The sequence below is a fragment of the Chitinophaga sp. HK235 genome (assembly GCF_018255755.1).
In the GTDB taxonomy this organism is placed as follows: Bacteria; Bacteroidota; Bacteroidia; order Chitinophagales; family Chitinophagaceae; genus Chitinophaga.
In genome coordinates, this window is record NZ_CP073766.1 from 3733914 (window position 1) to 3746619 (window position 12706).

The window sequence follows — 12706 nt, forward strand, 5'->3', positions numbered from 1 at the left end:
CGGCGCTAAATATAATCATTAAACCTATTTTCACGCTTTCTTTTTGTGGACAACACATATTTTAAGAACTAATTTAATCGGAACGATGAAAAGACTACTTGTGCTGGGAGCCTGTGCCATGCAGCTTTTTACAACTGCCAATGCTCAGCAGCAGACCAAACCGGAAGACATTAAAGAAAAAATGCAGTGGTTTGCCGACGCCAAACTCGGCATCTTCATCCACTGGGGCATCTATTCTGTAAAAGGAATAGACGAATCCTGGTCTTTCCATAACAAAAAAATCTCCTATCCCGATTACATGCAGCAGCTGAAAGGCTTTACTGCCAGTAATTACGACCCGCAAGCCTGGGCCGATCTTATCAAAGAATCCGGCGCGCGATATGCGGTAATGACCACCAAACACCACGATGGCGTGGCCCTGTGGGACAGTAAATACAGTAAACTGGATGTTGTCAACAGTACACCCGCTAAAAAGGACGTGCTCACCCCCTTCTATGCGGCATTGCGGCGCGACAGCATCAAATGTGGTGCCTATTTTTCGTTGATAGATTGGAGTTATCCCGATTATCCACAGTTTCTGAAAGACAGTAACCGCTACGACATCAAAGCCCAACCCGCCAGGTGGCAGCGTTTCCTCAAGTTCTACGAAGGACAGATGGAAGAGGTCATGACCAAATTTAATCCCGACCTCTGGTGGTTTGACGGCGACTGGGAACACTCCGCCGATGAATGGGAAGCTGCCAAAATGCGCAAAATGCTCACCACCCACAACCCTAATACCATTATCAATGGCCGTCTTCAGGGTTATGGTGACTACGATACGCCCGAACAAAACTTTCCCGTTACCCGTCCACACTACCACTGGTGGGAACTGTGCATGACTATCAATAACAACTGGGGCTGGCAACCACAAGATACCAACTGGAAAACACCCTTTGAAATCATCACCATTTTCGTGGACGCTGTCAGCAACGGCGGCAACCTCCTGCTCGACATAGGCCCCAAAGCCGATGGCTCCATCCCCGCAGAAGAAGTGCATATGCTCAAAGAACTCGGCGCCTGGAACCAAAAGAATGGTGAAGCCATCTTCAACACCATCGCCGGTTTACCACTAGGTCACTTCTATGGCCCTACCACCCTCTCCAAAGACTCCACCACCCTTTATCTCTTCCTGCCCGGTAAAACCAGCGGCCAGGTAGCTATCAAAGGACTGAGCAACAAAATTGAATCCATCAGCGTAGTAGGCAACGGCACCCCGCTGACTCATAAAGTTGTTGGCAAAATTTCATGGAGTCCCGTACCAGGCCTCGTTTACATCGATGTACCAGAAAACGTACAGGATAAATACGTAACCGTACTGAAAGTAAAACTGGATAAAGCCGTTAAACTTTATCGCGGCAAAGGCGGATTTCTGACAAATGAATAAACCGCAAATAACGCGCAATATGAGCTGATTAAGCTGATGATAATTAGCAAGATTGAAGCGAATTTTAACAAGTCCCAGGGCTAAAGCCCTGGGCTAATTTTGATGGATAAAGACGGTGGATTAGTTAGAATTGGGACCGATTTTTAGTCGGTCAAATCATATTGCAGACCTGCTTTTTGTGGAATGAAAGCGGATCAATGCAAGATCAATCAGGCTGTGTTGAAGCCAATTTTAGCATAGAAATCAATTATAGCCCAGGGCTTTAGCCCTGGGAGCACCGGGCTAATTTATTTTTATCCTGCTTAACTTTGCGGCTTATGCTGTCTACGGATCATATTACGCTGGATACCTTAACACTCTCCTGGCTGCCATCTCAGATGGAAGCGGCCATATTGCGTCTGGATAAACTGGAGCCGGAAATTTCCGGCAACAAATGGTTCAAGCTCAAATACAATCTGGAGGCGGCAAAGGAGCTGGGGAAAAAACATATCCTGACTTTTGGGGGTGCGTATTCCAACCACATCGCTGCTACTGCAGCAGCCTGCCAGCTGGCCGGCTTAGCCTGTACCGGCGTGATCCGCGGTGAACGCCCGCCTGTATATGGCCATACGCTGCAACACGCTATGGACAAGGGTATGCAGCTGGAGTTTATCAGCAGGGAGGACTACCGCGACTGCCGCCAGCAATACAACGCGTCGCCGGATACCTATGTCATCCCCGAAGGGGGACATAATGCGGCTGGCGCCAGGGGCTGCGAAGAGATACTCTCCCTCTTCCCCACCCATCATTTCACGCATATGTTATGCGCTACCGGCACCGGCACTACCCTCGCCGGCCTTATCAACAGTGCCGCCCCTCATCAAACTATCCTTGGCATACCGGTATTAAAAGGCGCTGCCTATCTCGAAGAAGAAGTAAGGACATTATTACATCCCGGCAGGCCCCGCCAGTGGCAACTGTTGCATGACTTCCATGGCGGAGGATACGCAAAAGTAAAACCGGAGCTTATAGATTTTATCAATACTTTTTATCAAGAGACCAGTATCCCCACTGATATTATTTATACCGGTAAACTTATCAAGGCTTTTCGTGAATTAATCCATCATGGCTACTTTCCAGACAATAGCAAAATATTATTAATACATACCGGTGGGTTACAGGGCAATCTTTCCCTACCTTCCGGCGTTCTTACACTGTAAAAACAGTTCATTATATTTGAACCGAAGCGTATTTTTGCCAACTTTAAGAGCTTAGGGATTTTTTGTATGAAGCAGGTCGTGCGTTTAATATTCGCAACAGGAATTTTTTTATCGATAGCATTCACAGGAAAAGCACAGGAAATGTTGCCTCCTGTATTGCCGAACTTCACAGCTACCATTAAAACCGGTAAAATTCAGCTGGACTGGATCACCGGATTTATGGAAGTTAAGGAGATCGGAGTTCAGCGCTCACTGGACAGCGTACTCAACTTTAACACCATTGGTTACGCCAGTTATCCCACACAAACCCGGAATGCCTACATCGACAGCAAACCGCTTCCAGGCAGCAACTATTACCGCCTTTTCATCCTGTTCAACAATGGCCGGTATGTATATAGCAAAACCATGCTCGCCCTGCCAGACAGCACCATTAAAGCGGACATGAAGCTGCAATATGCAGATATCAAGGAAGCATCCCGTGCCCTGAGACCAACAGGAACAGGAAAACCCAACGAACAGGAAAACAAGGAACCGGAGAAGGTAATATGGCGCCCCTCCAACTACATCTATACTACTGCGGATGGTAATGTCAATATCAAACTGGCAGATGCCCAACACAAAAAATATTCGGTTAAGTTTTACGAGCCCAACGGTTCTTTCCTCTTTGAAATAGAGCATGTGAAAGCAGCTTCCCTTATCCTGGAAAAAGCCATTTTCCTGCATGCCGGCTGGTTTAACTTTGAACTGTTTGAAGACGGGAAACTGAAAGAGAAATGGAACTTCTTCATCCCACTCAACTACAGAATGTAAGCTGAAAAAGATGATAAAAAGAAAAGCGGAGACCATGTGGTCTCCGCTTTTCTTTTATCGTTTATATGCTTAAATCATAGTAGCACCAAATACATCCGCAAAGTGCTTGCTGAGTTTGGCCTTCACGTCGTTGATATCCACTTCCCTGCCTACTTCCTTGTCGAGTGTAGCCACTTGTTTATCTGCAATCCCACAGGCAATAATGTTATCAAAATAGTTCATCGGTGTATTGACATTGAGGGCAAAACCATGCATGGTCACCCAGCGGCTGCAACGGACACCCATTGCACATATTTTGCGGGCTTTTGTTTTTTCCGCCGGATCCAGCCATACGCCGGTCTCCCCGGGGGAACGGTCACCTATAACACCGTATTCCGCGATTGTACGGATCACTACTTCCTCCAGGCAACGCAGGTATTTTCCAATATCTGTAAAGAAATTTTCCAGGTCCAGAATCGGATATCCTACTATCTGGCCCGGGCCGTGAAAGGTAATATCACCGCCTCTGTTGGTAGGTACAAAACCAATCCCCTGTTCATCCAGCTCTTCCCTACTCAGCAACAGATTCTCCATGTGTCCGCTTTTACCAAGGGTATATACCGGCGGATGCTCGCAAAAAAGAAGGTAATTGGTGGTGGGCTTGGGCCACAGGTCGGGTGTTTGTGCTTTCAGCTGTACATTTTCCTTCAACAACTGTTCCTGGTAGTCCCAGGCTTCCTGGTAATCTATTTTTCCAAGGTCTCTGATGATGATCTCCTGCTTATCCATACTGAACTGTGGCGCTTTAAAACGCCTATTTTTTCAAAGACACAAAGGTAGTTGAATCTTTTGACTTCCGGCAAGACCCGGACCAGCGCTCCGGAAGCCGGTATGTAGGCTTTATCCGGAAAGCTCAGCCTTTCCTTCCATTGTCCACTCCGGCGCTTTACACGGGGCTTTACGTGCTACGGGTAATTTATTTTACCTTTGCCAAAATTTAAATATTAATGGCTGAAGAATTGCTGGAACTGGAAGACGAGCTGGAAAACGGAGAAGGCAGCGAGGAACTGTATGAGAAGATCAACATGGTGGTAGACAAAGGCCAGGAGCCTGTCCGCATCGATAAGTTCCTCACCGCCCGTATCGAAGGCGCCACCCGTAACAAGGTACAGAACGCGCTGGACACCGAGATGGTGCTGGTCAACGACAAGCCTGTCAAGGCCAATTACAAGATCAGACCGCTGGACAGGATCGTTGTTTTTTCCAATAAAAATCCGGAAAGTACAGAAGTACTGCCGGAAGAGATCCCGCTCAATATTGTTTATGAGGATGATGACGTGCTGATAATAGACAAACCTGCCGGCATGGTGGTACACCCCGGCTGTGGCAACTACACCGGCACGCTGGTCAATGGCCTCTCCTGGTACCTGGGCGACAAAACCCAGGCTACTACACCTGTCATCCCACGCTTTGGGCTGGTACACCGTATCGATAAAAACACCTCCGGCCTGCTGGTAGTGGCTAAATCTGAAAAAGCCATGACCGACCTTGCCAAACAGTTTTTTGACCACACCGTTCACCGCCGCTATATAGCCCTTGTATGGGGTGATTTTGAAGAAGAAGAAGGCACCGTGGTAGCCCACGTAGGCCGCCACCAGCGCCTGCGCAAAATCATGGACGCCTATCCCGACGGCGAGTATGGTAAAGAAGCCATCACCCACTACCGCGTGCTGGAACGTTTTAACTACGTTACCAAAATTGAGTGCCGCCTCGAAACAGGCCGTACCCACCAGATCCGCGTACACATGCAGCATATCGGCCATTCCCTCTTTAATGACGATACCTACGGTGGTAACCGCATCCGGAAAGGGACCATCTTCACCAAATACCAACAGTTTGTGGACAACTGCTTTGAGATTATGCCCCGTCATGCCCTGCATGCCCAGCAACTCGGCTTTATCCACCCCCGCACCCGCAAGCAGATGCGCTTCGAAAGCCAGCTGCCGGACGATTTCTCCCAGGTGCTGGAAAAATGGCGGAGATATTCTACTGCCCGCCCGAACACTGAGGATTAATGCTGACGTTTTGAGCGTTTTGAAGATTTTAAAAGAGCATTCGTGATTTTATCCGGATGCTCTTTTTTATGCACCTGGTCTATCATTCATCCTATCAACCAGCATCATCAGCATTAATCTCTGTTAAATCACAGTTATTATTAACATTATTTTATATATTTCATTATCTTAGCGTCTATTACCATGTCAACACATGAGGACCCTTTATATACACTGTTCTTTTCTGATTTTACTGTTTCTGGCCATGCTGCTGGGCAATACCCGGGCAAATGCCGGGGTATGGAGAGCCACTCCTTTTAAGGCTTCCTCTACCTGTGTGCAGGACAGCGTTTTCTTCGTAATTAGCAATACTACCGGGATAGACTCCGTCAAATGGTATTTCGGGGATCCGGCTTCTGCTGAAAAAGATTCTTCGAATAAAATAAAAGGGGCTTTCCATGCATACCAGCTTACCGGCACCTACACCGTTACCCTGGTAGCCTGGCGCGGCGGACAGCCTGATATCTCCACCCAGCCAATCACCATTGTGACGCCGGTGATCTATGACCTGGGACCACAGGATATCACTCTCTGTGAAGGCAACACCATGACCCTCAGCGCACCGGTGATACCTGGCGCCGCCTACGAATGGCAGAATGGGTCCACTGCTCCCAACATCCTGGTAGACACTTCTGCTACGTATAAAGTCAAGATCAATGGTTGTCTGATACCGGATTCAGTGAATGTGTTTTATACGCCTGTCCCCAAGATAGATCTGGGTCCAGACCTGGTATTGTGTACAGGTGAGCAGCTGGCCCTTGATGCCACCGCCCAGAACTGTACCTACCTGTGGAATACCGGCAATACAGAGCCCACGCAGGATGTACGAACATCGGGCACCTATCAGGTAAGGGTGTTTCCTAAAGGTTGTGCAGAAATAGACGACCAGATCACTATCACGTTTACCGGTCCGCCCTACCCTTTCAGCCTGGGCCCCGATACGCTGTTATGCCCCGGCGAATCTATCCGGCTGGCACCAGTAGTGCCGGAAGCCACCGCCTGGAAATGGAGTACAGGAGCCACGACACCGGCTATTACTGTCAACTATGAGGCAAATATATGGGCGCTTGTAGAGATCAATCACATCTGTAATGTGGTGGATACCATCTTTGTAAACTTCAACCGGTTGCGCAAACTCAACCTGGGTAACGATACCACTATCTGTAAAGGTAATTTTCTGGTGCTGACGGCCGATTTCGGCAACGGGCAATATCGTTGGCAGGACGGTTCAGACCAGGCCACCTATTATGTGACCAAACCCGGCAATTTCTTTGTGCATGCCCAGATAGGCCGTTGCGAATCTTCCGATACCATCCGTGTGTCTTATGATGATACGCTGCGGGTGAATCTCGGGCCGGATACCCTGTTGTGCCGCAACGAGGTATACCCGCTGACAGTCCTTGGTGCAGGCGGAGCTCCTTTCAAATGGCAGGACAGCACCAGCATCCCGCAGTATATTGTACGGCAGCCTGGTATCTACTCCTTAACGGCCTGGAATACCTGTGGTAAAAGTGTGGATTCAGTCGTGGTGGACTTCCATGACTGTGAATGTACAGTGCATTTCCCCAATGCCTTTACCCCCAACGGAGACGGACGCAACGACTACTTCCGGCCCCGGTACCGATGTCCGATAGAACAGTATACGCTCAGTATCTACAACCGCTGGGGCGAAAGGGTGTTTTTCACCAACGACCCGCAGATAGGCTGGACAGGGCGCGTAAAGGGCCTGCAGGCAGATATGGGCACCTACGTATGGATTGTTGATTACCGGGAAGTATATACCAGGATACCGGTGCACAAGACCGGTACGGTCACGTTGTTGTATTAGTTATTCACTCGCCTTAAAATCAAAGAATTTAGCGATAAAAACGGCTGTTTCCCGTTTTTTGAACGGTACATTCCAGGTACCGTTGTAGGTAACCAGTGCGGGTATAAGCAAGCCAAACTGTTTGGTCATCTGTACATTCATCTTCACGTTAAAATCAAACAGCATCGTTTTGTAGGACAGGGCATATTTGCGGCCTACAATCTCAAAGTTATCCTTGTTGAACCAGGTGATAAGTTCATCGATCACTACATCTCCGCGGTCGATGCGGCTCAGGTCTGGTTTGGCTTTGGCGGTAAACACGTAGCAGGGGGTGCCGTCTACATAGTTTTCGGCGCTGATGGAGAAGTTATAAAACCGCATCACATCTCTGTCGAAGATGGCCACTTTGCCGCCAACGATGGGCACTCCTTTGACGGGTTTGCCGGGGTTGAAGATGAGTTGTTTAAGCTGTGCTTTATGGCGGGCCATGCTACCGCCGGCATTCTCAGGTGTTTCGCCGTTGCCGTCCACACATACGGTACCGTTGGTAAAGAACAGGTTGCCGTACAGTTCGGCGGTATAATAGTTATAGTTGCCTTTGCGGGTGAAGAAGTCGCCGGTCACCTGCTGGCTGGTGACTTCCATATTGCGGCAGCGGCCGTTGATATGCTGGCGGGTGAGGCTTTTGAGAGATGCCTGTGTTTCTCCTTTTTTATCCAGGATGCGGATATCATTGTCGGCGTTGAAGCCTACGATATGGAGGTTTTTAAATGCGCGGTAGAAGGTAGTATCTTCTTCCACTCTTTTAATGAAACTATTAACGTCAAAGCCTATACGTTTTGCTTCCACGATAACTTCGTCCAGGTTTACGGTCATTCCTTTGTACCGGGCAGTGTCCTGGGCTGCCAGGTGAGATAGTTGCAGGCATCCCGCAACAACGGTTGCGGCTATACTTTTCCAAAAATGTGACATGCTGCAATTTAGGGAAAAGCTGTAAGCTTTCAGCTGTTAGGAATTCGTTAAAAAACAGCGGAGACAACAGGAAAGCGGGTGTTCTCTGTTATCTCCGCTGTGGTAAGCTTTGGGAGAGGGCCGGCAACCGTGGTTGCCGGCGGGTTATGTTATCAACCTGGTATTTTTCCGGCTACGTACATCTGCTCCATGGTTGGAGAAGCGGCACCACCTTTCTTTTCCAGGGTTACGGCAAACATTTGTGCTTTGCCGGTGATCTTCATTTTCTGCAGCAGGCTTGCTGTATCACCCATTTCAAACACACCCATGTCAACCGGTTTGCCATCTACGATAGCCCACAGCTGGTATTGTTTGTCGGCAGCGGGTTCTGGCAGGTTGTTGACTTTCAGGTATACCTGTTTGTTATCCTGATTCCAGAACACAGTGGCTACTGCGGTCGGGAAGGATTGAGTACCTGGCATGGCTACTTTCATCACTTTAGGATCTTCCATTACCTGCATGGATTCCTGCAGTTGTTCTAACCTTGTTTTGTACTCATTGGTTTTGGAGATGATGGAGTTCTGGGAAAGCAGTAATGACTGATACTTGTCTTTGTACTCCCGGAATTCCTTCCATCGGTTGAAGTACAGGAAATTGAGGATAATACTGCCAACCAGCAATACAGCGGCGACGGCCGCAATCCACTTCCAGGAAACACTTTTGGTTTCCGGAGCGGCCAAGACATTGGTTTGTTCCATGGATAAGATTTTAGTTTGTTGCAAGGGGTGTGCAGGTGGTTCTGAATTTTCCTGCATGAAGGAATCGTTATTGATCAGGTGAAGTAAATGTGATTTGATGGCAGGAGGCGGGATGATAGACTGTAGCTGTACATACTCTTCCATATCGCGCTGGCATTCCGCAACGGCAGCGGCTACTTCCGGAAACCGGCGCATGGCGGCTTCCAGGTCATGCGCTTCTTCTTCAGAAGTCATGCCTGCGGCATACAGCTCTATGAGTCCGGACGATATGAAATACTGGGCGTCCACGAGAAAAAGAAAATTTATTTGTTCAATATGTTCCTCAACTGAATAATGGCATTGCGCAATCTGGTCTTAACAGTCCCCAGGGGTATACTAAGTAACCTGGAAATTTCTTCCTGGGTACAACCTTTATAATAAGCCAGATCGATAAGGATACGTTGTTCTTTGGTTAGTTTTTCCAGGATTTTGGAAAAACCAAGATGATCGATGGACTGGTACACGGCTAACTGACCATCGTTTAAATGTACGTCATCCGCGATGTTTTGGATTTTTTGTCCGAGTTTCCAGGCTTTGGACCTGAGTATATCTATCGCTGTGTTCCGGGCAATATTCAGCATCCAGGTAAACAGCCGGCCTTTATCGTTTCTGTATTGGTCGGCATGACGCCATATCTTCATAAATACATCCTGCAGCACATCTCCGGCTGAGTGGCTGTCATTCAATACCTTTACGATCACGCCGTAGAGAGCGGGAGAATAATGATCATACAGGTATGCGAAGACTTTCTGGTCACGGGCACGCAACCCATCAATCAGTTCAGCTTCTGTATATGTTACAGGGTATTCCAAAACAGACAAATAAGTATGGTTGATATTTGTTTTTCAAAATTGAACGATGATATCCACAGACAAACGTATCCACTTCTGAACAATCAAAAGGCTACATGACTGGTTAAGGTTAAATCGTATTGAGCGTGTTCCTAATGGTCTAACGGGGTATTTTCGGTAATTTCGGTAAGTTACGGATAAAGTTTATAACAAGTTACTAGTCCTTACTATTTCTGTATTTTAACAGACAGCTGTACCTGGTCCATACTGGGGTCGATGCTGCCACCGGCCTTTTCCAGGGTAACTGCAAAGCCTTCGGCTGATTCCACCGGTTTCATATGTTGTATCTTTTGAGCAACCGGAGCACCACTCTGGAAGACACCGGCATCCACGAGTTTTTTATTGCGGATAGCCCACAACTGGTATTGTTTTCCAACAGGAGGCAGGGGCATCACCTGTGCCATCAGGAAAAGTGCATGGGAAACGGGATTCCAGCATACGGTAATCACTTGTCCGAGATTGGCACCAGCACCTTCTATTTTAATCCATTTGAAAGCCGGGTCTTTGAGCATGTCCAGTTCTTTCTGCAGCTCTTCGTGAGCGGTCAGTGACTGGTTTTCCCTTTCGCCGTCCAGTTTTTGTTTGGCAGCAATCAGCGACTCATAGCGGCTTTTATAGTCAGTAGATCCCTGGAAGAAGACAAAGTTCAGGATTAAGCTACCGATAAATAAGACGATGATAGCAGCGGCGACATACTTCCAGACACGATCTGTTTTACGACCAGACATTTTTCTTACCGGCGTTTCTTTGGAAGCAGGGAGAGCCGGGTTGCGCAGTTCCTGAGGAAGGAGGGTATTTCCTTCCGGCGTATCTTCTTCCTGCAGAATGTTGAGGAGCCGGTCTTTTATTCCCGGCGGAGGTACAATGGCGTACAACTGCACAAACTTCTCCCGGTCGAGCTGCAATGCCTGTACGGCAGCTTTCACCTGAGGGTAATGTTCAGCAACGGTTTCCACCTCTCCCTGTTCTGATTCAGGCAGAAGGCCAAACACATAACTCTCTAGAATACCGGATGATATGTAACGTTGTACATCCACTTTATGTTATAATTGTTTTAGTAGGATTCTCAACTGCATAATCGCATTGCGCATTCTGGTTTTCACTGTACCCAGCGGTATGTCCAGTGTTTTGGCTATTTCTTCCTGTGTACAACCTTTGAAGTAAGCGAGATCGATAATAATACGCTGGTCTTTGGGAAGGCCTTCAATTACTTTCGTTAATCCAAGGTGGTCTACGGAGAGGTGTACGGCCAGTTGTGGCTCATACATCAGATTGGTGCTGGTTACATCCTGTACTTTCTGCTCTAATTTGTGCGCTTTGGATCGCAAACTATCGATAGCGGTGTTCCTGGCAATATTAAGCATCCAGGTAAATAGGCGGCCTTTGGTGGGATCGTATCGGTCAATATTTTTCCAGATCTTAATGAACACTTCCTGGAGTACATCTCCTGCGGAAGCATCATCCGTAACTATTTTGAGCGCTACCCCATATAACGCGGGTGAATAATGGTCATATAAATAACTGAATAATTTTTCATCCCTGGCCTGAAGTCCTTGAATGAGCTCTATTTCAGTATATGATACGGTAGTTCCCAAAATGGATACGGATGCGTTAATCTTTACAATACCAAAATAATGGGTTTTCTTTACATTACAAAATTATTTCCTATTTAGGAAACGTCATTTTGTAGTCTACTCTTACTTTTCCTTTGGTAATATCTTCGAGCTTGCTCTTTAACATCCTGCGTTTCAGGGGCTTCAGATGGTCGATGAACAGCTTGCCGTCGATGTGGTCGTATTCGTGCAGGATCACACGGGCGGTAACACCGGTAAAGGTTTTTTGCTGTGGCTCAAAGTTTTCGTTTACATAAGAAAGGGTCACTGTCTCTGCTCTGTTCACATCTTCCCTTACCTTGGGGATGCTCAGGCAGCCTTCATTATAAGCCCATTCCTTTCCGCCGGTTTCCACGATTTGCGCATTGATGAACACTTCCTTTATACCGTTATCACCAGGATAATCGTTCTTTTCATCATCTTCCAGGTTGTCGATGATTTGTTTACTGTCTACCACAAACAGGCGTATAGACTTATTTATCTGCGGAGCCGCAACGCCTACTCCATTGGAGCCATACATGGTTTCCCACATATTTGCGATCAACTCTTTCAGCTTGGGATAGTCGGGCGTGATATCTTCTGCTACTTTTCTCAGCACCGGGTGCCCGTAAGCTACTATTGGCAGTATCATGATTTATTTCTTAGTTTTATTTAGTCTGCAAAGGTACAACATTTGCCCCATAGGGTCATGACAGCAAGGGTTTCCCTCTTATCAAATTACAAAATAATTAAATGAAAAAATATTTACATTTTATTCTGTAAATATTCCTGCAGAATAATAGTGGCGCTGATTTCATCGACCAGGCCTTTATTCTGGCGGTCCTTTTTCTTCAGTCCGCTATCGATCATACTCTGAAAAGCGATACGGGAGGTAAAGCGTTCATCTACTTTTTTGACAGGAATATGAGGGAAGTTCTTCTGGAGTACCCGGATACATTCGGCCACGAGCGGGGTGGCGTGGGTATCATTACCATCCAGGTTTTTGGGCTCTCCGATGAGGATCATCTCCACTTCTTCAGCGGCAAAATATTTTTTCAGGAAAGGGATCAGTTCATGGGTAAGGACAGTAGTGAGTCCGCTGGCAATCAGTTGCAGCGGATCTGTCACAGCCAGTCCGGTTCGTTTTTTTCCATAATCTATTGCCATCACACGTGCCATA

At 47.4% G+C, this 12706-nt stretch carries 13 protein-coding genes; 5 read left to right on the forward strand and 8 right to left on the reverse strand.

Features of this window, described 5'->3' with window-relative positions:
• The first annotated feature begins 85 nt into the window (after positions 1 to 85).
• The 3 genes from KD145_RS13320 (at position 86) to KD145_RS13330 (ending at position 3435) form a co-directional block, all read left to right on the forward strand.
• Positions 86 to 1426 (forward strand): alpha-L-fucosidase, encoded by a 1341-nt coding sequence (locus tag KD145_RS13320; RefSeq protein ID WP_212006357.1) that lies wholly within the window; start codon positions 86 to 88, stop codon positions 1424 to 1426.
• 317 nt (positions 1427 to 1743) lie between these two features.
• Positions 1744 to 2625 carry a 1-aminocyclopropane-1-carboxylate deaminase/D-cysteine desulfhydrase gene (locus KD145_RS13325; RefSeq protein WP_212006358.1) on the forward strand — a complete coding sequence of 294 codons (882 nt, stop codon included), beginning with the start codon at positions 1744 to 1746 and terminating at the stop codon, positions 2623 to 2625.
• A gap of 141 nt (positions 2626 to 2766) precedes the next feature.
• Positions 2767 to 3435 carry a hypothetical protein gene (locus KD145_RS13330; protein WP_212006359.1) on the forward strand — a complete coding sequence of 223 codons (669 nt, stop codon included), beginning with the start codon at positions 2767 to 2769 and terminating at the stop codon, positions 3433 to 3435.
• A 69-nt stretch (positions 3436 to 3504) separates the two neighbouring features.
• Here the strand turns inward: KD145_RS13330 and lipB are convergent, their stop codons facing one another.
• The gene (gene lipB / locus KD145_RS13335) at positions 3505 to 4203 is read right to left on the reverse strand and encodes a lipoyl(octanoyl) transferase LipB (protein ID WP_212006360.1); all 699 of its coding nucleotides are present in this window, start codon (positions 4201 to 4203) and stop codon (positions 3505 to 3507) included.
• 218 nt (positions 4204 to 4421) lie between these two features.
• Between lipB and KD145_RS13340 the strand changes: the two genes are divergently transcribed.
• A complete protein-coding gene (locus KD145_RS13340; protein ID WP_212006361.1) occupies positions 4422 to 5489 on the forward strand; it encodes an RluA family pseudouridine synthase in 1068 nt (355 codons plus the stop codon).
• Positions 5490 to 5682: 193 nt separating this feature from the next.
• Complete coding sequence (locus KD145_RS13345; protein WP_212006362.1) at positions 5683 to 7356, forward strand: gliding motility-associated C-terminal domain-containing protein; 1674 nt, start codon at positions 5683 to 5685, stop codon at positions 7354 to 7356.
• Here KD145_RS13345 and KD145_RS13350 read toward each other — a convergent pair whose 3' ends face one another.
• The 7 genes from KD145_RS13350 to ruvX all read right to left on the reverse strand — a co-directional run bounded on the left by KD145_RS13350 (position 7357) and on the right by ruvX (position 12705).
• Positions 7357 to 8307: a hypothetical protein gene (locus KD145_RS13350; protein ID WP_212006363.1), complete on the reverse strand. Its 951-nt coding sequence runs from the start codon at positions 8305 to 8307 to the stop codon at positions 7357 to 7359.
• Positions 8308 to 8459: 152 nt separating this feature from the next.
• The gene (locus tag KD145_RS13355; protein WP_212006364.1) at positions 8460 to 9332 is read right to left on the reverse strand and encodes an anti-sigma factor domain-containing protein; all 873 of its coding nucleotides are present in this window, start codon (positions 9330 to 9332) and stop codon (positions 8460 to 8462) included.
• A gap of 14 nt (positions 9333 to 9346) precedes the next feature.
• Positions 9347 to 9904 (reverse strand): RNA polymerase sigma factor, encoded by a 558-nt coding sequence (locus tag KD145_RS13360; protein ID WP_249219821.1) that lies wholly within the window; start codon positions 9902 to 9904, stop codon positions 9347 to 9349.
• Between the two features lie 197 nt (positions 9905 to 10101).
• On the reverse strand, positions 10102 to 10971 hold the full coding sequence (locus KD145_RS13365; RefSeq protein WP_212006365.1) for an anti-sigma factor domain-containing protein: 870 nt from the start codon (positions 10969 to 10971) through the stop codon (positions 10102 to 10104).
• A gap of 6 nt (positions 10972 to 10977) precedes the next feature.
• Positions 10978 to 11529 carry an RNA polymerase sigma factor gene (locus KD145_RS13370; protein ID WP_212006366.1) on the reverse strand — a complete coding sequence of 184 codons (552 nt, stop codon included), beginning with the start codon at positions 11527 to 11529 and terminating at the stop codon, positions 10978 to 10980.
• A 70-nt stretch (positions 11530 to 11599) separates the two neighbouring features.
• Positions 11600 to 12178, reverse strand: a complete 579-nt coding sequence (def, locus tag KD145_RS13375) for a peptide deformylase (RefSeq protein ID WP_212006367.1) — start codon at positions 12176 to 12178, stop codon at positions 11600 to 11602.
• 113 nt (positions 12179 to 12291) lie between these two features.
• Entirely contained in the window at positions 12292 to 12705 is a 414-nt protein-coding gene (gene ruvX, locus KD145_RS13380; protein ID WP_212006368.1) for a Holliday junction resolvase RuvX, read from the reverse strand.
• Position 12706: the final 1 nt, after the last annotated feature.

Excerpts from the sequence above, each read along its gene's own strand:
- KD145_RS13320 (WP_212006357.1), top strand. The coding sequence starts at position 86 with ATGAAAAGACTACTTGTGCTGGGAGCCTGTGCCATGCAGCTTTTTACA.
- KD145_RS13325 (WP_212006358.1), top strand. The coding sequence starts at position 1,744 with ATGCTGTCTACGGATCATATTACGCTGGATACCTTAACACTCTCCTGG.
- KD145_RS13330 (WP_212006359.1), top strand. The coding sequence starts at position 2,767 with ATGTTGCCTCCTGTATTGCCGAACTTCACAGCTACCATTAAAACCGGT.
- lipB (WP_212006360.1), bottom strand. The coding sequence starts at position 4,203 with ATGGATAAGCAGGAGATCATCATCAGAGACCTTGGAAAAATAGATTAC.
- KD145_RS13340 (WP_212006361.1), top strand. The coding sequence starts at position 4,422 with ATGGCTGAAGAATTGCTGGAACTGGAAGACGAGCTGGAAAACGGAGAA.
- KD145_RS13345 (WP_212006362.1), top strand. The coding sequence starts at position 5,683 with ATGAGGACCCTTTATATACACTGTTCTTTTCTGATTTTACTGTTTCTG.
- KD145_RS13350 (WP_212006363.1), bottom strand. The coding sequence starts at position 8,307 with ATGTCACATTTTTGGAAAAGTATAGCCGCAACCGTTGTTGCGGGATGC.
- def (WP_212006367.1), bottom strand. The coding sequence starts at position 12,178 with ATGATACTGCCAATAGTAGCTTACGGGCACCCGGTGCTGAGAAAAGTA.
- ruvX (WP_212006368.1), bottom strand. The coding sequence starts at position 12,705 with ATGGCACGTGTGATGGCAATAGATTATGGAAAAAAACGAACCGGACTG.